The following is a 23,237-nucleotide window of genomic DNA, read 5'->3' as shown; positions in this document are numbered from 1 at the left end:
GGATGAGTACGAGGAAGGGCGCCCCACAGGAGTGGGGCGCCCTTCGTCGTACGCGCTGTGTCAGCCCGCGAGCAGCTTCTTCACGGAGGCGGCGACCCGGCCGCCGTCGGCCTGGCCGGCCACCTTCGGGTTCACGATCTTCATGACGGCGCCCATGGCACGCGGCCCCTCGGCGCCCGCCGCCTTCGCCTCCTCGACGGCCGCCGCGACGATCCCGTCGAGCTCCTCGTCGCTGAGCTGCTTCGGCAGGTACGCGTCGAGGAGGACGCCCTCGGCCCGCTCCCGCTCGGCGGACTCGGCCCGACCGCCCTGGGCGAAGGCCTCCGCGGCCTCGCGGCGCTTCTTCGCCTCCTTGGCGATCACCTTCAGCACCTCGTCGTCGGAGAGTTCGCGCTTGGACTTGCCCGAGACCTCCTCCATGGTGATCGCGGTGATGGTCAGCCGCAGGGTCGAGGAGCGCAGTTCGTCGCGCCCCCTGATCGCGGCGTCGAGGTCGGCCTTGAGCTTCTCCTTGAGCGTGGTCATGGGGTCAAGTGTGGCAGGTGCCCCGCCCCGCACGCCCGCACATTTCCACCCGCCGGGTCTGCGACGATGGTGCGATGCGCGCACGGTACGGGATTCCCCTGAAGGTCACGGCAGGTCTCACGGCGACGGCCGCGGCCGGAATCGTCTACGCGGCAGGCTTCGAGGCCCGCTCCTTCCGGCTCCGCCGCGTGACCGTGCCCGTACTCCCGCGCGGCATGCGCGACCTGCGGGTCCTTCAGGTCTCCGACATCCACATGGTGAGCGGCCAGCGCAAGAAGCGGGCCTGGCTCCAGTCGCTCGCGGGGCTCCGCCCGGACTTCGTCGTCAACACCGGCGACAACCTCTCCGACACCGAGGCGGTGCCGGAGGTCCTGGACGCGCTCGGGCCGCTGATGGAGTTTCCCGGCGTGTACGTCTTCGGCTCCAACGACTACTACGGGCCGATGCTGCGCAACCCCGGCCGCTACCTGATGGAGAAGGTGCAGGGACGCCACGGGCTCAACGGCAACAAGCCGGTCGTCGGCGCCGTGCACAACCCGTGGGAGGGCCTGCGGGACGCCTTCGACGCGGCGGGCTGGGTGAACCTCACCAACACCCGCGGCACGCTCAAGCTGCCCGAGGCCGAACTGGCCTTCACCGGCCTCGACGACCCGCACATCAAGCGCGACCGGTACGAGCGGGTGGCCGGCGGCCCCGACGCCTCGGCCGACTTCACGATGGGCGTCGTCCACGCCCCGTACCTGCGCTCGCTCGACGCGTTCACGGCGGACGGGTACGAGCTGATCCTCGCCGGGCACACCCACGGCGGCCAGCTGTGCATCCCCTTCTACGGGGCGCTCGTCACCAACTGCGACCTGGACACCGACCGGGTGAAGGGGCTCTCGACCCACACCGTCGCCGACCGGACCTCCTACCTGCACGTCTCGGCGGGCTGCGGCACCAACCGCTTCACCCCGGTCCGCTTCGCCTGCCCGCCCGAGGTCACCCTGCTCACGCTGACGGCTCGCGCCTGAGCCCCTACGGTGGGGTGATGATCACGCCTCGCCCCGCCGACTCCGCGGCCGTGCCGGCCTCCGCCGTCGTACCCCCGGCCGAGCGCCGCCCCTTCGCGGCGGCGTTCCGTGGCCTGATCGCCCTGTGCGCGGCGACGGGAATCGTCATCGAGTGCGCCCACGGGACCGTGCTCGTCGTCCTGAGCTTCTTCACGATCTGGTCGAACATCCTGGTCGCCGTGGTCCTCGGCCGGAGCGCCGTCCGCGCCTGGAGCCGCCGCCCGCCGCTCCCCGCCCTCTGGACCGGCGGCGCCCTGCTCTGCATCTCGGTCGTCGGCCTCGTCTTCCACCTGGTCCTCGACAACCCGTCGAACCAGTTCAACCAGGCGGCCGAGATCGCCCGCCTCACCGGCGCGAAGGCCGTCGCCAACCAGCTCCTCCACACCGTCACCCCGATCGGCGCGGCGCTCGACTTCCTCCTCCTCACCCTCCCCGGCGCCCTCCGGTGGCGCCACGCCGCCCAGTGGCTCGCGGCCCCGGGCCTCTACCTCGCCTTCGCCCTGATCCGCGGCGAACTGATCTCCCCGGACGCCCCCACCCGCTACACGTACCCGTTCCTCGACGTCACCGCCCACGGCTACGCCGGCGTCCTCGTGAACACGGTCGTGCTGGGCGCGGCCTTCTACGTCCTGGGCCTCGCGATCGTCGGCCTCGACCGCATCCGACCTGCGGCGCGGCTCTCCGAAAACCGGATTTCGTCTCAGCGCGCCCGTGGGCTAAAGTAAGCGATGTCGCCGCGACGTGAAGCACAGAGCAGCGACATCGGGGTGTAGCGCAGCTTGGCAGCGCGCTTCGTTCGGGACGAAGAGGTCGTGGGTTCAAATCCCGCCACCCCGACAGCCGTAAGACCAGGTCAGGGGCCTGATCCGAGAAATCGGATCAGGCCCCTGAGTGGTTTCCGGGACCTTGAGCACTCTCGCCGCCGGACCCGGATCTCAAGGGGGACCGTGCATGCCAACTCCTCTGACCGGGCGTGACATGCCGCCTCTGGCGTAATCGGCTCGTTGGGCCGGTTGGCGGTGTCAGGCTGCACGGGTTGATCTCTGTCGTGCGAGGAGCCCTGTGCGCATGGGGCGTGTGAACGTCGTTTCGAGCGGATCGCCGTTGACTGCTCGCTGGATCCGAGCATGTCGGGGTCCGCGTCGGGTCGCGGGCACCCCGACCCGGGATATGCAGCCGCCGCGGCCGAAGGCGCAGGCACCTGGATGACCACGCACTGAATTCCCATGCCGCGCCAATGAAGGGATGCGAGCAGCGATGTCCGAAGGTGGGCGAAAGCCGGGCGAGTTCGGGGTGGACCGGTCGGAGGGGTTTGGCGAGCGGTTGCTGGGTCTGCTGCTGGACCGGGCTCACGAGATGCCGCCGCAGTTGATCGCGCCGCTCGTTGCGGAAGAAGTGGCCAGGGTCGGCGGCCGGGACGTCTCGATCCTCTTGCAGGACTACGAACAGATGCTGCTGGTGCCGCTGCCGGGCCGGGGGTTGATGGTCGGGGACCCCGAACCGGTCGAGGGGTCCCCCGCCGGGGAGTCGTTCCTGAGCCGCAGAACGGTAGAGGTACCGCGGGACGGAAATGTGCGGATGTATCTGCCGCTGCTGGACGGCAGTGACCAGGTCGGGGCGATGGCCGTCACGCTGGACAGCGTCGATGACGACGACCGGCGGTTGCTGCGCAGGCTCGCCGGGCTGGTCGCGGACATGATCGTGACCAAGGACGCCTACACCGACCTGTTCTTCCAGACCCGACGCCGCGCCCCCATGAGCGTGGCCGCAGAGATCCAGTGGTCGTTGCTGCCTCCGCTGTCGATGACTGTTCCGCAAGTCGAGGTCGCCGGAATCCTGGAGCCCGCGTACACCGTGGCCGGCGACAGCTTCGACTACGCCCTCAACGGCGACATCCTCCATGTGGCCATGATCGACGCGATGGGCCACGGCCTGGACGCGGCGACCATGGCGACGGTCGCCATCGGCGCCTACCGCCACACGCGGCGGGCCGGCACCGGCCTGTCCCAGGTGTACGCGTTCATGGACAAGGCCATCAACGAGCAGTTCGGCCACGACCACTTCGTCACCGCCCAGATGATGTGTCTGAACGTCGCCACGGGCCGGCTGCAGTGGGTCAATGCCGGCCACCCGGCACCGCTGCTGATCCGCGGCCGCGCCGTGGTGGACCGGCTGGAGAGCCCGACTACCCTGCCGGTCGGCTTCGGCGGTGAGGAGCCGGTGGTCAGCGAGCGGATGCTGCAGCCCGGGGACCGGCTGCTGTGTTTCACCGACGGGCTGATCGAAGAGCATCAGCCCGGCGGGGAACAGTTCGGAGAGGAGCAGCTCATCGAGTGCACCAACCGGGCCGTCCGTGACCACACGGCGGTGCGGCCGGTGGTGCGCGCGCTCTCCCACGCCCTGAAACAGGGACGAGGCGGCGTCACCAGCGACGACGCGACCATCTTCCTCATCGAGTGGCGCGGCGGCGACGCCGACCATCTCGCCACACTCGATTGAACGAATGCGCGCCCTCACACGCAGTGGACAGGGCTTCTTCGCTGTCCGGACCGGTTCGCCCGGTGCGTCGGGTCACCGGACCGGGCGGTGACGAGCGGAGCGGCGCGTGCGCATGGCGATGTAGATGAGGTCTGCCACGAGCAGCACGATGCCGATGAACAGAAGGAAGAGCAGTCCGTCGACGACGGCGCCGATGAGGCCCAGCACGATCGCCACGATGATCAGGGCCAGGAAGAGCGACACGAGGGCCACCTCCTCGGTCGGTCGGGGAGCTCAGCGGCGGGCCAGCTGGCGTTCACCGTTCGCCCCGGGCTGGTAGGGGAGGTCGTAGTACCGGAAGACCGCCTCCTCGTCCTCGGCGGGAAGTACGTCGTCGCTGCCGATCGAAGGGCACTGCTTCACCAGCGCCTTGTCATGGGCGACCTTCACATAGCCCGGCCCCACCGTCGCACCGTCCAGGGGGACGAACACCAGACGGTGTCGGGTGGGCAGGCCGACGCGGACCGTGGCCATGGCCGGCTCGTCGGTGCTGGTGTCGACGTAGACCGCTTCCAGCTCACCGATCCTGTGGCCCCGCGCGTCCACCACGTCGTGGGTTCGCCACTCACGGATGTCTGCCATCTGGATCATGCCGACTCCTGACGGGGTGCCGCTGGTTCGGGAAGCGGGGCGACAAGGATCTCGGCGGCCTGGGTGACGTTGTCGGCTCGGACCGCACGGGCCATCGCGTCACGTGCCGCGTCGGGCGTCGTGTCCGGCGGCACCACCATCAGGGCGAAGTGGTCGTTGGCGCCTCGAGTGATGAGGACGGTGTCGTCGCCGACGGGGAAGGAGTCGAGGTGCACGACACGGCCGTCGACGACCACACGAGTCGGGACCTCCTCCCAGGCGGCGGTGTCGAGGCCGACCCGCGTGATGGGACCGAGGTGTCCGGTGAGCGCCCGGATCAGGGCGGGCAACTCGGCTCTGACGTGCCGGGTGCGGGGCCACCAGGCGCCGTCGAGGACGCCTTCGCGGGCGGGCGTCGTCTGCAGCCGGAGGAGGGCCGTGCCGGGTTTCACCGCTCGGTGGATCTCTTCCGGAAGGAGCCGGGGAGGGGTGGGAGTGTCGGATTCGGCCATAGTGGTCCGCCTGCCTGCGCGGGGCCGCCGACACCTCATGGCCGGCGCGATACCGCCGTGGTTCTCACGGTACCCGCGTGCCTGCGGTGATGCCCGCGACCGCCGGCCGGGAGGTGCCCCTCGCGGGAAATCGCCTGGTCAGAGCCGCTCGTCCGGCCGCTGGGCGGAGTACGCTGAAAGACTCGGTCATGGCGACACTCCGTGAGCGCCAGCTCTACCGCGAACGGGTCCTGACCGCCCTCTACGAAGCCACCGAAGGCAACCGTCTCCTCGGAGTCCCGGTGGTGCTCCCGGGCGCCGGCCGGCCCCGGAGGGCGGCCGGCGGTTTCCTCAGATGATCGGCGGGCGGCCCAGGCGGGTCATGCGGGCGACCGTGGACCAGCGCATGGGGCGGCGGGGGCCGCAGGGGCGGCGGACGCCTTCCGCGAAGCCGGCGAACCAGGCCGCCAGGCCCGGGACGGAGCGGGTGCGGGCCAGGGTCAGGAGGGTCCAGACGCCGAGGTAGACGGGGACCAGGAGGACGGGCAGGTTGCGCTTGGCCAGCCAGACGCGGTTGCGGGCGGTCATCCGGTAGTAGACGGCGTGCCGGGCGGGGCTGGTCTTCGGGTGCTGGAGGAGGAGCTCCGGCGCGTACACGACCTTCCAGTCCGCGTCGAGGGCCCGCCACGCGAGGTCGGTCTCCTCGTGGGTGAAGAAGAAGTCCTCGGGCCAGTCGCCGACCTGGTCGAGCATCGGCATCGACAGGCCGTGGCCGCCGCCGAGGAAGGTCGTCACCTCGCCGCCCACCAGCGGGTCCTTCGCCCCGAGGCGGGGGACGTGGCGGCGCTGCGTCTCGCCCGTCTCGTCGGCGATGCGGAACGACACGATCCCGAGGGTCGGGTCGGCCTCGTACAGGTCGCCGAGGCGGCGCAGGACGTCCGTGTCGACGAGCAGGCCGTCGTCGTCGAGGTCCACCACGACATCGACGTCGCCGTACTCGCGCAGCGCCTCGATCGCGACGTTCCGGCCGCCCGACACTCCCCTGTTCTCGGGGAGTTCGACGCCGATGACGCCCTCGGGGAGCTCCGGGAGCGAGCCGGTGCCGTTGCCGACCACGACGATCCGGGCCGCCGGTTCGTCCTGCCCTGCCACGGCGTCGAGCAGGGCCCGCAGCTCGTCGGGGCGCGTGCCCATCGTCAGTACCGCCACACCCATACGCGGTCGTGCCACGACCCACTCCGTCCCACGCTGACCGACACTCGCCCCGGATGCTAACGGGCGGGCGTCACCTTCCGTTCACCCGCGTCACGTGTGGAGGACACGGCTCCGGCCGCTCGTCAGAGCACACGGTCCTCGCGGTGGCGGGCGAGCGCGCGACCGTAGCGTTCGGAGACGGCCGGCATCAGGCTCTCCCCCTCCGCCGGGCGGTCCAGGCCGAAGACGTAGCCGGGGAAGTCCAGTGGCCGCTGGACCTTCCAGATCTCGCCGTGGTCGTTCGGGGGGAGGATCCGCGCCGGGTCGCCGACCGCGACCCAGCCGATCGGGACGGTCGCGTCGGCGGGGAGGACCGTCCGCAGGTGCACGATGCCGTTGACCCGGACCTCCGAACGCGTACCGATCCGCGCCCCGTTGAACACCCTGCTGCCGGTGGCGAGGAAGACCTCGTCCTCCACCGTGCAGCCGGCGAGGGAGGACATCGGGCCGACCATGACGTGCCGGCCGAGGGTCAGCGGGTCGCGGTGGGTGCCGCGCAGGACCGCGTTCTCCATGACGATGCAGCCCTCGCCGAGCTCCACCGGGCCGCCTTCCGCGGTCAGTACGGCTCCGAAGAGGATCCGGCAGCCCGCGCCGACGCGCACGTCGCCGGAGAGGGTCGCCGTCGGGGCCACGTACGCGGTCGGGTGGACGCTCGGCGCCTGGCCTTCGTGTTCGATCAGCATCCCGTCATCATGCCGGGGCGGAGCCCTGAGGGGACGCGCGGCGAGGAGCGTGTCCGGACGGCTCTACGCTGGTCCCCTTCCGTCAAGTTGATCGATCGTCGAAAGGGTGGTGTCCAGGTGCTGGTCGCGGACCGATATCGGCTTCATGTGTGTATCGGCCGGGGCGGCATGGGCGAGGTGTGGCAGGCCACGGACGAGGTCCTCGGCCGGCCCGTGGCCGTGAAGCTGATGCTGGGTCACGGCACCGACCCGTCCGCGAGCGACCGCTTCCGGCTGGAGGCGCAGACCGCCGCCCGGCTGAGCCACCCGCACGTCGTGGGCGTCTTCGACTTCGGCACGTGGGACGGGAAGCTGTTCCTCGTCATGGAGTTGGTCGAGGGCGACAGCCTCGCGGGCAGCCCGTCCGATCCGCTGGTCCTGCCGGCCGAGCGGGTCGCCGTCGTCGCCGCCCACGCCGCCGCCGGGCTCGCCGCCGCCCACCGGCAGGGGGTCGTGCACCGCGACATCAAGCCGGGGAACCTGCTGGTCGACGCCGAGGGCACGGTGAAGCTGGCCGACTTCGGCATCGCGCGGTTCGTCGACGACCCCTCGGCGGCGCTCACGACGACCGGCCAGATCGTGGGCACCGGGCTCTATCTGGCCCCCGAGCGGGCCCTGGGGCAGCCCGCCTCGTCCGCGTCCGACGTGTACTCGCTGGGCTGCGTGCTCTACCAACTGCTCATCGGCCAGCCGCCTTTCCGGGCGGACACGGCGACGGCCCTGCTCTACCAGCACATCGACACCGCGCCGGTGCCGCCCGGCCGGCTGGGGGTGGCGCTGCCGCCCGTCTTCGAGACGTACCTGCTGAGCCTGCTGGCCAAGCAGCCCGAGCAGCGGCCCTCGGCGCAGGCGATCGCGGACTGGTTCTCGTCGGGTGCCTGGCGCGGCTATCCGCAGCCCGGCCACCAGGTCCCCCAGTCCGTTCACGGGCTGCCTCAGCAGGTCCCGCAGCCCGGTCATCAGCTTCCGCCGGCGGCCCATCAGCTCCCGCAGCCTGCCCATCAGGCCCCGCGGCCCGTCCACCAGGCTCCGCCGTCCGCACGCCCCCCGCAGCCGCCGACCCAGCACGTCTCCGCCGCCCCGCCGGCCTCGCGGCGGCGCGAGCGGCCGGCGGCCGGTGGCGGCGGCACGGGCGGCGCGCTCGCCGAGCTGTCCCGCCGCCGGCCCCGTAAGACGGCCGCCGTCGCCGGGGCCATCGCCTTCGTCGTCTTCCTGGTGATCGGCATGGCCTGGCTCTCCTGAGCCGGGCTCCGCCGTACTCCTCGGGACTCCTCGGCGCTCCTCAGTACAGTCTCGGCGCCATCACGTGCGGCTCGCCGTCCGCCGCCGCGAGCAGCAGGCAGCGCGGTACGCCGGGCCCGGAGGTCGCCCGTACGTACACGGCGGTCGGCGGGTCGGTCGGCAGCTCGATCGGGACGGTGACCGGCCGGTCGTCCTTCGTCGTGGCGTGCCCCGTCTCCTTGCCGTCGACGAGCACCTCGACGACGGATGTGTGCCCGGTCTGGACGGTCACGGAGACCGAGTGCCCGAGGTAGTCGATGTGGAAGTGGTGGCGTCGCGACATGGGTCACCTCCGTACCTCCAGAGTAGGTACGGAGCGCCTCTCCCGCCCTTCCGCTCCGAAGTGCGGTCGTAGTGACCCGGTGTTCAGATGGATCGGAACGCCGATCACCGCCCTCGCGGAACGGAGCACCTCGTCCATGAGCGACACCCTGCCCTCCTTCGAGGACACCACCGACTTCGACGACGCGGACAGGGGCTTCATCGGTGCCCTGGTCCCCGGTGCGGTCACGGCCGCCGACGGCCGGATCGTCTGGGACGGGGACGTCTACGACTTCCTCAAGGCGGACTGCCCCGACACCGCGCACCCCAGTCTGTGGCGCCAGGCCCAGCTCTGCTCGCGTCAGGGCCTGTACGAGGTCACCGAGGGTGTCTACCAGGTGCGGGGCCTCGACCTGTCGAACATGACGGTCGTCGAGGGCGAGCGCGGCATCATCGTCATCGACCCGCTGATCTCCACGGAGACCGCCGCCGCCGCGCTCGCGCTCTACCGGGAGCACCGCGGCGACCGGCCCGTCACCGGCATGATCTACACCCACTCGCACGCCGACCACTTCGGCGGCGCCCGCGGGATCCTGCCCCACGGCACCGAGGAGGGAGTGCCGATCGTCGCCCCGGCCGGCTTCCTGGAGCACGCGGTCAGCGAGAACGTGTACGCGGGCAACGCGATGACCCGCCGCGCGGCCTTCATGTACGGGGCGAACCTCCCGAAGGCCCCGGACGCGCAGATCGGCGCCGGGCTCGGCCAGACCACCTCCCTCGGCACCATCAGCCTCATCCCGCCGACCGTGGACGTCACCGGGACCGGCCAGGAGGTGGTGATCGACGGCGTGCGGATCGTCTTCCAGCTGACGCCGGGCACCGAGGCCCCGGCCGAGATGAACTTCCTCTTCCCCGACCTGCGGGCGCTGTGCCTGGCCGAGAACGCCACGCACAACATGCACAACATCCTGACCCTGCGCGGAGCGGTCGTCCGCGACTCCCGCGTCTGGTCCGCCTACCTCGACGAGGCGGTCGAGCTCTTCCACGGGCAGTACGACGTCGGCTTCGCCTCCCACCACTGGCCCACCTGGGGCCACGACAAGGTGGTGGAGTTCCTGACCGAGCAGCGGGACCTCTACGCCTACCTCCACGACCAGTCGCTGCGGCTGCTCAACGAGGGCCTCACCGGCCCGGAGGTCGCCGAGCGGATCGAGCTGCCGCCCGCCCTGGCCACGTCCTGGCACGCGCGCGGCTACTACGGCTCGCTCAGCCACAACAGCAAGGCGGTCTACCAGCGCTACCTGGGCTGGTTCGACGGCAATGTCGCCCACCTCTGGGAGCACCCGCCGGTCGAGAGCGCGAAGCGGTACGTGGCCCTGGCCGGCGGCCCCGCCGAGATGCTCGTCAAGGCCCGCGAGTACGTCGACGCGGACGACCTGCGGTTCGCGGCGACCCTGCTCAACCATCTGGTCTTCGCCGAGCCCGGGAGCATCGAGGCGAAGGAGGCCCTGGCCTCGGTCTACGACCGGCTGGGGTACGGCGCCGAGAACGGCCCCTGGCGCAACTTCTACCTGACCTCGGCGCTCGAGCTGCGCGAGGGCATCGTGAAGACGGACCTCGACACGTCGAACCCCGAGATGGCGATGGCCCTCACCGTCCCCATGCTCGTCGACTCGATCGCCGTACGGATCGACGGGCCGCGTGCCTGGCACGACGACCTGACCGTCGACCTGCTCGTGCTGGACGGCCCCACGGGCGCGGGGACGCGCCACCGGCTCACCCTGCACAACGGCGCCCTCACCCAGCGGGTGGTCACGGGCGCGCCCCGGACGCCCGCCGGGCTGACGCTCACGCTGGCGAAGGCCCAGCTCCTCGGCGTGCTGGCCGGCCAGAGCCTCCAGGAGCTCGGGGTCGGCGCGGAGGGCGATCCGGCGCTGCTCGCACGGCTCCTGTCGTACGTGACGACGCCCGACCCGCAGTTCCCGATCGTCACGCCGTGAGCGGCCACGGGGCTCACCGGGCCCGGAGCGCGCCGGGCGGTCAGCGGACGAACCACGCCAGTACGCCGAGCAGGATCAGCGCCGTGCAGATCCCGAGGTTCACCACCTTGTACTGGAGGAAGACGGCGACGAACTCGCGCATGGTCGCCGACGGCCAGAAGTAGGCGGCGGTGGGCGAGCCGACGACCTGGCCGTCCACCCCCGCCCGCCGGGCCATCAGCGCGGCCCGGAAGGCGTGGAAGTTGTTGGTGACGATCACGCAGGAGGAGCCGGGGCGGTCCCGCTCCATCAGCTCCTTGCTGAAGAGCATGTTCTCCTCGGTCGTGCGCGAGCGGTCCTCGCGCACGACCGCCCCGGCCGGGAAGCCCCGCTCGACGAGGTAGTCGGCCATGGCGTGGGACTCGGGCAGCGCCTCGTCGGGCCCCTGGCCGCCCGAGGTGATGAGGACCGGCGCGTCCCCGCCGCGCGCGGCCAGCGTCTCGTACACCTGCCGGCCCCGGTCCAGGCGGCTCGCGAGGAGCGGCGGCACCCGGCGGCCGCCGATCAGCCCGGAGCCGAGGACCACGACGTAGTCGGCGTCGCGGCGGAGCCTCATCCGTCCGTACAGGTACGCGTACCCGACGAAGCAGAGGAACAGGAACGAGACGTAGCCGACCACGAGCAGGGTGGTGACGGCGATCAGGCCCAGTGCCTCCGAGTGCGTGACGGCCGCGGCCACCATCAGGCCCATCACCCCGAACATGCCGAGGCCCGCGAGGAGCGAGAGCAGGTTCGCCGGGCGTCTGCCCTCCTTGCGGACCATCTTGACGCCGTTCGCGCAGAGCAGCACGGCGAGCACGACGGGGCCGAGGCCCAGCACGAGCAGCACCAGGATCATCACGGTCTCGGAGATGCCGGGCGGGGCGGCGTCGATCTCCGCGAGGAGGCCGAGCCCGAGGAACGTGACGGCCAGGCCGAGGTACACGGCGTTGCCGAAGCGGCGCCGGTCGCGCAGCACCCCGGCCCCGAAGAGCAGCAGGAAGATTGCGGCCACGACGAAGGCGATCATTCCGACATCGTAGGCATCGGGACCGACACCCGCCGGTGTCACTGCTCCGGCGCCGCTGCTCCGGTACGTCTCCTCCGGTGCCGCTGCTCCTGTGCGTTCACTCCTCTCCCGCCAGGGCGAACAGGCCCAGTCGGGCGCCCTCTTCGTACGCGCGGCGCAGTTCCCGGTCGTCGAGCAGCCCCCGCAGGAGCGTTTCGCTGCGGTCGCGCGAGGTCGCGCAGTACTCAGCCGGGCGGTACGTCTCCTCGAAGACCGAGGCCCGCAACAGGTCGGCCGCGCCGAGGAGATGGGCGGCGGAGGTCATCCGGCCGACCATGACCCGCATCTGGGCGAGGAGTTCGGCCGCGCAGGCCGCCCCGACGGCCGTCCCGAGGAACAGGTGGGCGCGGAGCGCGCGCCGGGCGTGCTCGGCGGCCCGCTCGCGCTCGCCGTCCCAGGAGAGGAGTTCGGCCCGCGCGTGGTGCGCCCAGGCATCGGCCCACAGGTCGCGCCCCGTCCAGGCGCGGCGGGCCGCCGTGTCGAGAACCGCCTGGTCCAGGGCCTCCTGCGCGGCCTCCGGGTCGGTCCGGCTGAGGGTCAGGGCGAGCGCGACCCAGCACAGCTCCCGGCTCGGCCCGAACTCCGGGCGCTCCTCCATGAGGGCGAGCGCCTCCCGGAACTCGGCCGCCGCCTCACGCGTACGCCCCTGGAAGAGGGCGGTCGCGCCGCGCAGATGGGCCAGCATCCCGAGGCACCGGTCGTCCCCGTCGCGTACGGCCGCGGCCCAGGCCTGGACGAGCAGCGGGTCGGCGTCCTCGGGGCGGCCCGACTCCAGCTCCAGATAGGCGGCGAGCCACAGGGCGCGGGCCGGCGTCGGGCCGAAGTGCAGGGAGAGGGCGTGCCGCAGCCGGGTCCGGCCCTCGGCGACCCGCCCGCAGGCCACCCACAGGAACCACAGGGAGACCGCGATCTCGACGGACGTGTCGGCCTCGGCGCTCGGCGAGAGCGGGGCGGTCGTCGGGTCCATCGCGGCGGCCAGGTCGGGGAGTTCTCTCAGGGCGAGGTTCCTGGCGTCGACCTGACGACCGCTCTGCCACCAGTCGGCGGCCTGCCGGGCCAGCTTCACGCACCACCTCCGGTGGTGCAGGAGGACGGCCCAGCGGTCGCCGCGTGCGGTGAGGCGGCGGGCGCCGACGGCCCGCATCGGGTGCGGCATCCAGTAGCGGGGGGCGCCGTCCTCACCGTCGAACAGGTCGTCGACGGGGAGGAGCGCGAGGGGGGAGAGCCGGTCGAGGACCGTCTGGATCTCCCCCGAGGGCAGCGTGCCGGAGGCACAGACCTCCTGGACGGCCTCCCGGCCGAAGGCGCCCTCGAAGACGGAGAGCCGCTCCCACAGGAGGCGTTCGGCGGCGCCGCAGCTTTCGTAGCCCTGCTCGGCGGCGGCCAGTTGGTCGGGACTGACCGGCTCACCCCACAGCAGCTCCGATTCCGGCGACTCCGTCGTGGCCCCTGCCATGCGTGTGCTTTCCGGCATCCCCCTCGTACCGCTCGTACTGCTCGTCCTGCGCGTACTGCTCGACCTGTGCGCGCTCCTCGTATTCCTGGTATTCCGCGGGCTCTTCGGATTCCCCATGTGCCCCATGGATTCCATCCCCCGTACCACCCTGTCCCGTTCTGTCCTGTCCTGTTCCTGTCCATGTCTGTGACTTATGCCAGCCTTAATGGCGAACAATCGCCACCAAGGCTTGAATGCATATGCCCCAGTCCACATCCTGGGGCGCCCTGGTGCCCATACCCACGGTTTCCCAGGGATCGGCCAAGGAGGCATATGCATACCGGGGAATCCGTCCTGGGAGAGCCGGATCTGTCGCTGATCCACGCATTGCAGCTCGCTCCGCGCGCAAGCTGGACACAGCTCTCGGCCGTCCTGGGGTCGAGCCCCGACACGCTCGCCCGGCGCTGGGACCACCTCACCGAGGGCGGCTGGGCCTGGAGTTCGCTGCTCGTCGCCCGCAGCAGGGACTCCACGCTGTACGCCTGGGTCGAGCTGGAATGCGCCGCGGGTGCCGCCGACGCGACCGCGATCGAGCTCACGGACGATCCGTACACCCTCGGCGTCCACCAGGTGACCGGCGAGGCCGACCTGGTGCTGCTCGTGGTCTGCCCGGACCTCTACGCCCTCGACGTCTACCTCGCGGGCCGGGTGCGCCGCCTGCCCGGAGTGCTCCGCTCCCGCACGCAGGTCGTCACCCGGCTGCACAACCGCCCGTACCGCTCGCGCATCGAACAGCTCGCCCCCGGGCAGGTCCGGCTCCTCACGGACGTCACGGGCGGCGAGAAGCGGCCCCGCCAGAGCGCCCGCCCCCGGATGTCCCTCACGGACCTCGACCGCGCACTGGTCGCGGAGCTGGCCGGGGACGCCCGCCGCAGCGCCGCCGAGCTGGCCCGGCAGTGCGGCACGAGCGAGTCGACGGTACGGCGCCGGCTCGACGCCCTCATGGCCGCCGGCGCGCTGCACCATCACTGCCTGCCGGCCCCGAGGTTCTCCGGGCGCCCGGTGTGGGCGCTGGTCACGGCCGACGTCCAGCCCCTTGAGGTGTCCTCGACGGTGGCCGCGCTGTCCCGGCTGCGCCACACCCTGCTGATCACCTCGGTGACGGGGCCGCACAACCTGGCGATCGCGACGTGGCTCCGTACGGTCGAGGAGCTGCACGAGATGACGTCGACGCTCGTACGGGCCGCCCCCACGCTGCGGATCACGGGCACCCAGGTCTCACTGCGCACCCGCAAGATCGGGGCGCAGGTTCTCGGACCGGACGGTCGGCGCACCCACCACATACGGCCCGACGTGACGATCTGAGGCCGGTCGGCCCGTTCCGCCGCACGGGCTCGCGTGTTCTGATGGCGGCATGGAGTTCGCCGTGTTCGTCACACTGCCCGGCCTCGTCATCCTGCTGACCGTGGTCGCCTTCGCCGACCAGCTGCTGCGGGCGACCGGGCGCGGCAAGCGCACCGGCCAGGTCTCCTCCACGGGCTTCGAGCAGCTGCACGCGACGTTCTCGCAGGGCAAGCAGAACGAGCTCAAGGAGCGGCAGAGCGCCCTGGTGATGCGCGACGACGAGGAGGACGGCGCCCCGCCGCACCACTCGACGGTGGATCTGAAGGGTGGGCGCGCCGTCATCCGGATCGGTGCGAAGGACAGGCCCTAGGCCGGGCGGGACGCCTTGCCTAGGCCGGGCGGGACGCCTTGATCGAGTACATCAGCGGGATCCGGGGACGGTCCGCCGGGAAGCGGTAGTAGCCGTCCTCGTGCCGCTGGAGCGCGCCGTAGCGCGGATACAGCGAGGCGTCGTGCTCGTGCAGGAACTCGATCCTCAGGCCCGCCCGCGCGATCGCCGTGACGACCTCTCCGACCGGGTGCACCCACTCCACACTGCGGTTGTGGACGGTGTCGGCGTCGAGGTCCGCGTACGTGCCCGGGGCGGTGTCCACCCACGGCTCGCGGATGAAGTAGTCGTTCACGATCCGGGTGCCGGTCTCGTCGTCGAGCGAGTCGGTCAGCGGATGGAACTCGGCCACGTAGAGGAAGCCGCCCGGTGTGACGAGGGAGGCGGCGGTCTCCGCCCAGCGCTCGATGTCGGGCAGCCAGTTCAGCGCCCCGCCACCGGTGTAGACGATGTCGTACGCGTTGTCGGGGACGGCCCCGGCCGCGTCGTACACGTCGGCGGCGACGAAGGCGGCACGGTCCTGCGGGAGCCCGAGGTCCGCGGCGAGCGAGCGGGCGGTCTCGACGGCCGGCTCGGAGAAGTCCAGGCCGACGACGTGCGCGGCGCCGTGCCGGGCCCAGGAGAGCGTGTCCAGCCCGATGTGGCACTGGAGGTGGAGCAGGGAGCGTCCGGTGACGTCACCGACCTCCGCGAGCTCGAAGTCCCGCAGGGCGTCCTTGCCGGTGCGGAAGGAGTCGAGGTCGTAGAACGCGCTGGAGGCGTGGATCGGGACGCGCTCGTCCCAGCGTGCGCGATTCGCCTCGCGCCAGTCCTCAGGGGTCGGGGAGTACATGTCGGCGAGGTTATCCACAGGTTGCGGACGACGCGACCGGATTGTCGGCCGCTCGGCGCATCATGGGTGTCATGACTGAGAGCAAGGACTTCACCCAGATCCCGGCGTGGGAGCAGACCCCGGTGTGGGAGCAGCGGTTCCGCGCACCGCGCGTCTCCCTGCCCGAGTGGGCCGAGGAGGCCCCGGACCGCTCGCTGTTCGTCTCCAACGCCACGGGGACGTACGAGCTGTACGCCTGGGACCGGGTGAGCGGCGAGCAGCGGCAGGTCACGGACCGGCCGAACGGCACGACGGACGGCACCCTCTCCCCCGACGGCGCGTGGATCTGGTGGTTCGCGGACACCGACGGGGACGAGTTCGGGGTGTGGATGCGCCAGCCGTTCGCGGGCGGCGCCGACGAGCCCGCCGTGCCGGGCCTCGACGCCTCCTACCCGGGCGGCCTCGCCATCGGCCGCGAGGGCACGCTGGTGATCGGCCGCTCCACGGACGAGGACGGCTCGACGGTCCATCTCGTACGCCCGGGGGCCGGCGCCCCGGTCGAGATCTACCGGCACCGGGAGTCGGCCGGGGTCGGCGACCTCTCGCACGACGGCTCGCTGATCGCGATCGAGCACACCGAACACGGGGACGCGATGCACTCGGCGCTGCGGGTGCTGCGCGCCGCCGACGCGAGCGTGCTGGCCGAGCTGGACGACACCAAGGGCGGCACGGAGGAGCTCGGGCTCGCGGTCCTCGGCTTCGCGCCGGTGGCGGGCGACTCCCGGCTGCTCGTCGGACACCAGCGGCGCGGCCGCTGGGAGCCGATGCTCTGGGACGTGGCAGCGGGCACCGAGACCGACCTGCGGCTCGACCTGCCGGGCGACGTGTCGGCCGAGTGGTATCCGGACGGCTCCGGACTGCTGATCGTGCACAGCTTCGAGGCCCGCAGCGAACTCTTCCGGTACGAGATCGCCACGCGCGCCCTGGTCCGGGTGGAGACCCCGGCCGGTTCGGTGTCGGAGGCGACGGCCCGGCCCGACGGCAGCGTCGAGTACCTCTGGTCCTCGGCGGCCGAGCCGCCGGTGGTGCGCTCCACGGACGGCTCGGTCGTCCTCGACCCTCCCGGCCCCAAGGCGCCGCCCTCGGTGCCGGTGGAGGACGTGTGGGTGGACGGGCCCGGCGGCCGGGTCCACGCGCTCGTGCAGCGCCCGACGGAGGGCGAGGGGCCGTTCCCCACGGTCTTCGAGGTGCACGGCGGTCCCGCCTGGCACGACAGCGACGCCTTCGCCTCGGGCCCGGCGGCCTGGGTGGACCACGGCTACGCGGTGGTGCGGGTCAACTACCGGGGCTCGACGGGGTACGGCCGGGAGTGGACGGACGCGCTGAAGCACCGGGTCGGTCTGATCGAGCTGGAGGACGTCGAGGCGGTCCGCGAGTGGGCGGTGTCGAGCGGCCTCGCCGACCCGACGCGGCTGGTCCTCTCCGGCGGCTCGTGGGGCGGCTACCTCACGCTCCTCGGTCTCGGGACGCGGCCGGACTCCTGGGCGGTCGGTCTCGCGGCGGTCCCGGTCGCGGACTACGTCACGGCGTACGAGGACGAGATGGAGGCCCTGAAGGCGCTGGACCGGACGCTGCTGGGCGGCTCGCCCGAGGAGGTGCCCGAGCGGTACGCGGCCTCGTCGCCGCTGACGTACGTGGACGCGGTGAAGGCGCCGGTCCACATCTCGGCCGGCGTCAACGACCCGCGCTGCCCGATCCGGCAGATCGACAACTACGTGGACCGGCTCGCGGCCCGGGGCGCGGTCCACGAGGTGTACCGGTACGACGCGGGCCACGGCTCGCTCGTCGTGGAGGAGCGGATCAAGCAGGTCGCCCTGGACCTGGCCTTCGCCGCGAAGCACCTGGGCACCCGGCCGTCGGGAGCCTGAGCCCGCTTGCGTACCGTGGGGGTGTGTACCGGTTCCTGACAACGCCCCGCTGGTGGGGGATCAACGTCTTCGTCCTGCTGGCGATCCCGTTCTGCGTGTTCATGGGGACCTGGCAGCTGGGCAAGTTCGAGGATCGCGTCGACACCCATCAGGAGGCCGAGCAGCGGCCCGCCGCGAGCTCGCTGAAGGCGGCGCCGCTGGCCACGCTCCTGCCGGTCGACAAGGAGACCTCGGGGCGGTCCGCCGAGGCGCGAGGGCGGTTCGGGGAGCAGTTCCTCGTCCCGGAGCGCGACCTGGACGGCCGGACCGGCTCGTACGTCCTCACGCTGCTGAAGACGGACGGCGGCCGGTCGCTGCCGGTGGTCCGCGGCTGGCTCCCCACGGGCGCGAAGGCCCCGGCCCCGCCGTCCGGCGAGGTCACGGTGGTGGGCGCGCTCCAGGCCTCGGAGAACCCCGGGACGAAGGGCGCCCACGCGGCGGGCGGCCTGCCCGAGGGCCAGCTCGGCATGATCAGCGCGGCGGCCCTGGTGAACGTGGTCACGGACGACGTCTACGACGCCTGGATCACCCTCACCGACTCCCCCGCCGGTCTCACACCGGTCCCGGCGTCCGCCGCGGCAGGGACGAGCCTGGACGTGAAGGCCTTCCAGAACCTCGGCTACACGGCGGAGTGGTTCGTCTTCGCCGGCTTCGTGCTCTTCATGTGGTTCCGCCTGGCGCGCCGTGAGGCGGAGGCCTCCCGGGACGAGGCACTGGGCCTCTAGGGGGCCCGACGGAAACGCCCAGGGCATGCGCCCACGAGAAAGGGCCTGGAGGACCGATCGCCGGCCTCCAGGCCCTTTCCCGTGTCCGCGGTCAGCGGCCGGCTCCGCTCGGGGGCCGGTTCCGCTCGGGGCCGGTTCCGCTCAGGGGCCGGCGAGGATCCCGGTGCGGTAGATCGTGCCGGCGCAGGCGTTCGGGACGGTCGCCACGGCGACGGGGCCGCCCGGCTCCGCCGTGTGGCTGACCGAGACGCTGCCGTCCGCCGGCGTGCCGTCCTCCTGGAGCAGCTGCGGCGCGACGCCGCCCTCCGCGTCCGTACCGGTCCCGGTGTCCGTGCCGCCCGTCCCCGCGCTGGGGTCCTGGGTGGCCGGTTCCGTCGTCGGGGGCGTGGTCGTCGGCGGAACCGTCGTCGGCGGAACCGTCGGGGTCGGCTCGGTCGGGGTCGGCTGGGTCGTCGGCGTCGTCGGGGTCGGCGCGGTCGTCGGGGTGCCACCGGACGTCGGGCAGGTCTCGCTCGGCAGCCAGGCGAACCGCACCTCGTAGGAGCCGCCGGGCTTCAGGAGGAGCACGGTGGCCTCCTGCGCGGGATCGGGCAGACCGCTGCCGTCGCCGGCGGTGTGCCGGATGACCGAGATCTTGCCCGGGTCGGCGGCGCCCCTGGCCTCGAAGCTGACGATGCCGCTGCCGTCGACGACACAGCTCTGCCCGGAGACGTTGGCGACGCGGAACGTGCCGTACACGCTCCCCGACCCGTCGGGGCCGCTCGTCTGGGTCGAGCTGACGCCGAGTTGACCCGGCTCGCACTGCGGCGAGTCGCCGGGCACCGGGTTCTGCGTGACCTGCGGTCCCTGGGTGCTCGTGCCGCTCCCCGACTGCTGGGGCTTGCCCGTGGCCCCGTCGGCCGCGGCCTGGCTGGGGGAGACCTGGGACGCCGGGGACTGGGAGGTCTTCCCGCCCTCGACGCCCGTCTCGGCTCCGGTGCCGCCCTGGGCGTCCTGGCCGTGGCCCGCGTTCACGGGGTTGGCGGCGGTGATCCCGCCCGAGTTCGCGACGTGCACGAAGGCGGGCACGGCCGTCCCGATGAGGACGGCGGCAGCGGCGGCGCCGACGACGGCCTGCCGCTTGCGGGCGCGTCGCGCGGGCACGGCACGGCGCAGGTGGTCCAGCGAGCCCGCGGTGGGCTCCAGGCCCGCGACCGCGCCGTGGAGCAGCCGCCGCAGCGCGAGCTCGTCGCCGAGCCCGCTGTCGGCATCCGTGTCCGCCCCTGGGTCGGGCTCCGCATCGGGCTCCGCATCAGGCTCGGAACCGGGCTCGATGTTCAGCATCCGTCGTCCACTCAGGTCGTCACGTTCATCACGGGCGTCGCGCTCGGCCGCACGGGCTTCGCGCTCGGCGCGGGGCTCGTCCTTCTCGTGGCTCATGCGTTCGCCTCCATCGCGACGCGCAGCGCCGCGATGCCTCGCGAACCGTACGCCTTCACCGATCCCAGCGATATCCCGAGCGTCTCGGCGACCTGGGCCTCCGTCATGTCCGCGAAATACCGCAGCACGAGCACCTCGCGCTGCCGCCGCTGCAGGCCCTTCATCGCCTTGATGAGGTCGTCCCGCTCCAGCTGGTCGTACGCCCCCTCCTCCGCGCTGGCCATGTCCGGCATCGGCTTGGACAGCAGCTTGAGGCCGAGGATGCGGCGGCGCAGCGCGGACCGGGAGAGGTTCACGACGGTCTGGCGCAGGTAGGCGAGCGTCTTCTCGGGCTCGCGGACGCGCTTGCGGGCCGAGTGGACGCGGATGAACGCCTCCTGGACGACGTCCTCGCAGGAGGCCGTGTCGTCGAGGAGGAGCGCCGCGAGGCCGAGCAGCGACCGGTAGTGGGCGCGGTAGGTCTCGGTCAGGTGGTCGACGGTGGTGCCGGCGGCCATGTCCCCTTCAGCGCTCGTGCGGGGAGACGGGATGCCGTCCACCGCTCTTGTGCGGGATCCTGCGGGCACGGGAGCGATCACCGGCATCCCGCCGGGCCCTCGCGGCCGACCGAACGGACGGACCACGGAACCGCGTACGGGGATGACGGCGGCGCTCCGCACGGGGAGCACCGCTGTGCCCGCGCCGCGCAGCGGAGCGATGGTCGCGATGTCGAGTACCTCTGCCACGCCTGTTGGACACGCCTCCCCCCGCCAGGGTTGTACGCGTTCGCCACCGAAATCGACGGTGACCCGTTTGTCCTCATGCGTAACCGTTCTCCCCCGATGCCCCGCTTTCGCAGCGTGCTCCGCGCCACACGATGGTGAGTGAACGCAGAGACGCGCCCCGCCCAACTCGTGGTTGCAACGCGGGGGAAGAGCATCGTCGAACACGGAATCACCGCAGTTCAAGAGGTATCTGACGCCTTTTTGCTCACAGCGCCTTCACAGATCCTACAAATCCGTGACAACCGATTCCGCGATCTGCAGCGCGTTGAGCGCGGCGCCCTTGCGGAGGTTGTCGGCGCAGACGAAGAAGTCGAGGGCGCGCTCGTCGTCCATCGAGCGCCGCACCCGTCCGACCCACGCGGGATCGGTGCCGACGACGTCGGCCGGGGTGGGGAAGTCGCCCGCCGCGGGATCGTCGTACAGCACGACCCCCGGCGAGGTCGCCAGGACCTCGTGCGCACGCCCGACCGTGACGGGGTGTTCGAAACGCGCGTGGACGGAGACGGAGTGGCCGCTCACGACGGGGACGCGCAGACAGGTCGCGGCGATCCGCAGCCCGGGCAGGCCGAGGACCCTGCGGGTCTCGTCCCGGACGCGCTCCTCCTCCGAGGAGGCGCCGTCCTCGCCGGCCGTGCCCGACCAGGGCAGGACGTTGAGCGCGAGGGGCCCGGGGAACGGTCCGGAGTTCTCGCCGACGGCCCGTCGGACGTCGCCGGGCTGCGTACCGAGTTCGCCGTCGCCGGCCACCAGACCCAGCTGCGCGCGGAGCGCGTCGACGCCCGCCTGTCCGGCACCGGCGCCGCTCGCCGCCTGCTGGGCGGTGACGACCAGTTCGGCGACCCCGAACTCGGCGTGCAGCGCGCCCACGGCGGCGATCAGCGCGAGCGTGGTGCAGCCGGGGCTCGCGACGATGCCCCGGGGGCGTACGCGCGCCGCGTGGGCGTTGACCTCGGGGACGACGAGCGGCACGTCCGGGTCGCCCCGGAAGGCCGCGGAGGTGTCCACGACGACCGCGCCCTTGGCGACGGCGACGGGCGCCCACCGGGCGGCCACCTCCTCGGGCACGAGGAAGAGCGCCAAATCGACGCCGTCCAGGGACTCCTCGGAGTCCTCGTCGAGCGCGAGGACCTCGCACTCCACCCCGCGGACGGCGGCCTTGGAGCCGGCCGCCCCCGGGGTGTCGAGCAGACGTATCTCGCCCCAGACGTCCGCGTGGTGCGTGAGCATCTGGAGCATCACCGAGCCGACGGCTCCGGTCGCACCGACGACCGCGAGCGTCGGCTTCGGCGTCATCGGCCGGTGCCTCCATAGACGACGGCCTCGTCCGAGTCGCTGTCCAGACCGAAGGCGGTGTGGACGGCGCGCACGGCCTCGTTGACGTCGTCGGCGCGGGTGACGACCGAGATGCGGATCTCGGAGGTCGAGATGAGCTCGATGTTCACGCCCGCGTCGGAGAGCGCCTTGAAGAAGTCCGCGGTGACGCCCGGGTTCGTCTTCATACCGGCGCCGACCAGGGAGATCTTGCCGATCTGGTCGTCGTAGCGGAGCGAGTCGAAACCGATCGCGCTCTTCGCCTTCTCCAGCTCGTCGAGAGCCTTGCGGCCCTCGGCCTTGGGGAGGGTGAAGGAGATGTCCGTGAGGCCCGTGGAGGCGGCGGACACGTTCTGCACGATCATGTCGATGTTGATCTCGGCGTCCGCGACGGCGCGGAAGATGGCCGCGGCCTCACCCGGCTTGTCCGGCACGCCGACAACGGTGATCTTCGCCTCGGAGGTGTCGTGGGCGACACCCGAGATGATGGCCTGCTCCACCTTCTGGGCTCCTTGCGGTTCGTTGCTGACCCACGTGCCCTGCAGTCCCGAGAAGGACGAGCGGACGTGGATCGGGATGTTGTAGCGGCGCGCGTACTCGACGCACCGGTGCAGCAGCACCTTGGAGCCGGAGGCGGCGAGCTCCAGCATGTCCTCGAAGGAGATCCAGTCGATCTTCTTCGCCTTCTTCACGACGCGCGGGTCGGCCGTGAAGACACCGTCGACGTCGGTGTAGATCTCGCAGACCTCGGCGTCGAGCGCGGCGGCGAGCGCCACGGCGGTCGTGTCGGAACCACCACGACCCAGGGTGGTGATGTCCTTCTTGTCCTGGGACACACCCTGGAAGCCGGCGACGATGGCGATGTTGCCCTCGTCGAGGGCGGTACGGATCCGGCCCGGCGTGACATCGATGATGCGCGCTTTGTTGTGGACCGAGTCGGTGATGACACCTGCCTGGCTGCCCGTGAACGACTGGGCCTCGTGGCCCAGGTTTTTGATCGCCATGGCCAGCAGGGCCATGGAGATCCGCTCTCCGGCGGTCAGCAGCATGTCGAACTCTCGCCCGGCAGGGATCGGGGATACCTGCTCGGCGAGATCGATCAGCTCGTCCGTCGTGTCGCCCATCGCGGAAACCACGACGACGACCTGATGGCCGTCCTTCTTGGTGTCCACGATCCGCTTGGCGACGCGCTTGATGCCTTCGGCATCGGCAACGGAGGAGCCTCCGTACTTCTGCACGACAAGGCCCACGTGCGCTCCTCGCTCAGTGTGTGCCGCAGCCGGCGCTGC

Annotated in this window: 24 protein-coding genes and 1 tRNA gene; 11 read left to right on the top strand and 14 right to left on the bottom strand. The window is 71.8% G+C overall.

The annotated features are described in order from the left end of the window. Nucleotides 1–60: 60 nt before the first annotated feature. Complete coding sequence (locus tag SGA01_RS21700) at nt 61–525, bottom strand: GatB/YqeY domain-containing protein (RefSeq protein WP_055642689.1); 465 nt, start codon at nt 523–525, stop codon at nt 61–63. 74 nt (nt 526–599) lie between these two features. Here SGA01_RS21700 and SGA01_RS21695 point away from each other — a divergent pair, with 74 nt between their 5' ends. From SGA01_RS21695 to SGA01_RS21680, 4 genes are all read left to right on the top strand, one after another. Beyond that, nucleotides 600–1,538 (top strand): metallophosphoesterase, encoded by a 939-nt coding sequence (locus SGA01_RS21695; protein WP_141298098.1) that lies wholly within the window; start codon nt 600–602, stop codon nt 1,536–1,538. Nucleotides 1,539–1,555: 17 nt separating this feature from the next. Then, nucleotides 1,556–2,302, top strand: a complete 747-nt coding sequence (locus SGA01_RS21690; RefSeq protein WP_141298097.1) for a Pr6Pr family membrane protein — start codon at nt 1,556–1,558, stop codon at nt 2,300–2,302. Nucleotides 2,303–2,340: 38 nt separating this feature from the next. Further along, nucleotides 2,341–2,414: transfer RNA gene (locus SGA01_RS21685), tRNA-Pro, on the top strand. 420 nt (nt 2,415–2,834) lie between these two features. Next, nucleotides 2,835–4,076 (top strand): PP2C family protein-serine/threonine phosphatase, encoded by a 1,242-nt coding sequence (locus SGA01_RS21680; protein WP_141298096.1) that lies wholly within the window; start codon nt 2,835–2,837, stop codon nt 4,074–4,076. A 72-nt stretch (nt 4,077–4,148) separates the two neighbouring features. Here SGA01_RS21680 and SGA01_RS41145 read toward each other — a convergent pair whose 3' ends face one another. The 3 genes from SGA01_RS41145 to SGA01_RS21670 are packed head-to-tail and all read right to left on the bottom strand — an operon-like array spanning nt 4,149 to nt 5,197. Then, nucleotides 4,149–4,319: a hypothetical protein gene (locus SGA01_RS41145; protein WP_167534153.1), complete on the bottom strand. Its 171-nt coding sequence runs from the start codon at nt 4,317–4,319 to the stop codon at nt 4,149–4,151. Between the two features lie 30 nt (nt 4,320–4,349). Continuing rightward, the gene (locus SGA01_RS21675; protein WP_141298095.1) at nt 4,350–4,706 is read right to left on the bottom strand and encodes a PRC-barrel domain-containing protein; all 357 of its coding nucleotides are present in this window, start codon (nt 4,704–4,706) and stop codon (nt 4,350–4,352) included. Beyond that, on the bottom strand, nt 4,703–5,197 hold the full coding sequence (locus SGA01_RS21670; protein WP_141298094.1) for a DUF5994 family protein: 495 nt from the start codon (nt 5,195–5,197) through the stop codon (nt 4,703–4,705). Before SGA01_RS21670 ends, SGA01_RS21675 begins: the two co-directional genes overlap by 4 nt. A 188-nt stretch (nt 5,198–5,385) precedes the next feature. On the opposite strand from SGA01_RS21670, the gene SGA01_RS41140 reads away from it, so the two are divergent. Continuing rightward, nucleotides 5,386–5,535, top strand: coding sequence for a hypothetical protein (locus tag SGA01_RS41140; RefSeq protein ID WP_167534150.1), 150 nt, complete (start codon nt 5,386–5,388; stop codon nt 5,533–5,535). Here SGA01_RS41140 and SGA01_RS21665 read toward each other — a convergent pair. Both SGA01_RS21665 and SGA01_RS21660 read right to left on the bottom strand, forming a co-directional pair. Then, nucleotides 5,528–6,391 carry a glycosyltransferase family 2 protein gene (locus SGA01_RS21665; RefSeq protein ID WP_141298157.1) on the bottom strand — a complete coding sequence of 288 codons (864 nt, stop codon included), beginning with the start codon at nt 6,389–6,391 and terminating at the stop codon, nt 5,528–5,530. The genes SGA01_RS41140 and SGA01_RS21665 overlap by 8 nt on opposite strands. Nucleotides 6,392–6,513: 122 nt before the next feature. After that, complete coding sequence (locus SGA01_RS21660; protein WP_141298093.1) at nt 6,514–7,116, bottom strand: gamma carbonic anhydrase family protein; 603 nt, start codon at nt 7,114–7,116, stop codon at nt 6,514–6,516. Between the two features lie 117 nt (nt 7,117–7,233). On the opposite strand from SGA01_RS21660, the gene SGA01_RS21655 reads away from it, so the two are divergent. Continuing rightward, complete coding sequence (locus tag SGA01_RS21655) at nt 7,234–8,397, top strand: serine/threonine-protein kinase (protein ID WP_141298092.1); 1,164 nt, start codon at nt 7,234–7,236, stop codon at nt 8,395–8,397. Between the two features lie 40 nt (nt 8,398–8,437). On the opposite strand, the gene SGA01_RS21650 is transcribed toward SGA01_RS21655, so the two are convergent. Continuing rightward, nucleotides 8,438–8,719: a hypothetical protein gene (locus SGA01_RS21650; protein ID WP_141298091.1), complete on the bottom strand. Its 282-nt coding sequence runs from the start codon at nt 8,717–8,719 to the stop codon at nt 8,438–8,440. Nucleotides 8,720–8,855: 136 nt separating this feature from the next. Between SGA01_RS21650 and SGA01_RS21645 the strand changes: the two genes are divergently transcribed. Continuing rightward, entirely contained in the window at nt 8,856–10,697 is a 1,842-nt protein-coding gene (locus SGA01_RS21645) for an alkyl/aryl-sulfatase (protein ID WP_141298090.1), read from the top strand. Between the two features lie 40 nt (nt 10,698–10,737). On the opposite strand, the gene SGA01_RS21640 is transcribed toward SGA01_RS21645, so the two are convergent. Both SGA01_RS21640 and SGA01_RS21635 read right to left on the bottom strand, forming a co-directional pair. Further along, nucleotides 10,738–11,745: a YdcF family protein gene (locus tag SGA01_RS21640; protein WP_141298089.1), complete on the bottom strand. Its 1,008-nt coding sequence runs from the start codon at nt 11,743–11,745 to the stop codon at nt 10,738–10,740. Nucleotides 11,746–11,842: 97 nt separating this feature from the next. After that, the gene (locus SGA01_RS21635; protein WP_141298088.1) at nt 11,843–13,240 is read right to left on the bottom strand and encodes a tetratricopeptide repeat protein; all 1,398 of its coding nucleotides are present in this window, start codon (nt 13,238–13,240) and stop codon (nt 11,843–11,845) included. Nucleotides 13,241–13,552: 312 nt separating this feature from the next. On the opposite strand from SGA01_RS21635, the gene SGA01_RS21630 reads away from it, so the two are divergent. Together SGA01_RS21630 and SGA01_RS21625 are read left to right on the top strand one after the other, a co-directional pair. Then, nucleotides 13,553–14,584 (top strand): Lrp/AsnC family transcriptional regulator, encoded by a 1,032-nt coding sequence (locus SGA01_RS21630; RefSeq protein WP_141298087.1) that lies wholly within the window; start codon nt 13,553–13,555, stop codon nt 14,582–14,584. Nucleotides 14,585–14,633: 49 nt separating this feature from the next. Then, a complete protein-coding gene (locus tag SGA01_RS21625; protein WP_141298086.1) occupies nt 14,634–14,933 on the top strand; it encodes a DUF6191 domain-containing protein in 300 nt (99 codons plus the stop codon). Nucleotides 14,934–14,952: 19 nt separating this feature from the next. Here SGA01_RS21625 and SGA01_RS21620 read toward each other — a convergent pair whose 3' ends face one another. Then, complete coding sequence (locus tag SGA01_RS21620; protein ID WP_141298085.1) at nt 14,953–15,783, bottom strand: class I SAM-dependent methyltransferase; 831 nt, start codon at nt 15,781–15,783, stop codon at nt 14,953–14,955. Nucleotides 15,784–15,845: 62 nt separating this feature from the next. Here SGA01_RS21620 and SGA01_RS21615 point away from each other — a divergent pair, with 62 nt between their 5' ends. Together SGA01_RS21615 and SGA01_RS21610 are read left to right on the top strand one after the other, a co-directional pair. Further along, nucleotides 15,846–17,690: a S9 family peptidase gene (locus SGA01_RS21615; RefSeq protein WP_371866100.1), complete on the top strand. Its 1,845-nt coding sequence runs from the start codon at nt 15,846–15,848 to the stop codon at nt 17,688–17,690. A gap of 23 nt (nt 17,691–17,713) precedes the next feature. After that, a complete protein-coding gene (locus tag SGA01_RS21610; RefSeq protein WP_141298083.1) occupies nt 17,714–18,454 on the top strand; it encodes an SURF1 family protein in 741 nt (246 codons plus the stop codon). A 141-nt stretch (nt 18,455–18,595) separates the two neighbouring features. Here the strand turns inward: SGA01_RS21610 and SGA01_RS21605 are convergent, their stop codons facing one another. The 4 genes from SGA01_RS21605 to SGA01_RS21590 all read right to left on the bottom strand — a co-directional run bounded on the left by SGA01_RS21605 (nt 18,596) and on the right by SGA01_RS21590 (nt 23,198). After that, nucleotides 18,596–19,873: a hypothetical protein gene (locus tag SGA01_RS21605; protein ID WP_141298082.1), complete on the bottom strand. Its 1,278-nt coding sequence runs from the start codon at nt 19,871–19,873 to the stop codon at nt 18,596–18,598. After that, nucleotides 19,870–20,598, bottom strand: a complete 729-nt coding sequence (locus tag SGA01_RS21600) for a SigE family RNA polymerase sigma factor (RefSeq protein ID WP_141298081.1) — start codon at nt 20,596–20,598, stop codon at nt 19,870–19,872. Before SGA01_RS21600 ends, SGA01_RS21605 begins: the two co-directional genes overlap by 4 nt. 264 nt (nt 20,599–20,862) lie before the next feature. Beyond that, entirely contained in the window at nt 20,863–21,930 is a 1,068-nt protein-coding gene (locus tag SGA01_RS21595) for an aspartate-semialdehyde dehydrogenase (protein ID WP_141298080.1), read from the bottom strand. Further along, nucleotides 21,927–23,198 (bottom strand): aspartate kinase, encoded by a 1,272-nt coding sequence (locus SGA01_RS21590; RefSeq protein WP_024760130.1) that lies wholly within the window; start codon nt 23,196–23,198, stop codon nt 21,927–21,929. Before SGA01_RS21590 ends, SGA01_RS21595 begins: the two co-directional genes overlap by 4 nt. Nucleotides 23,199–23,237: the final 39 nt, after the last annotated feature.

It is taken from the genome of Streptomyces gardneri (assembly GCF_006539185.1).
Classification (GTDB): Bacteria; Actinomycetota; Actinomycetes; order Streptomycetales; family Streptomycetaceae; genus Streptomyces; species Streptomyces gardneri.
The sequence above is the reverse complement of the archived record's forward strand: the minus strand, read 5'-3'. Positions and strand labels throughout refer to the sequence as shown.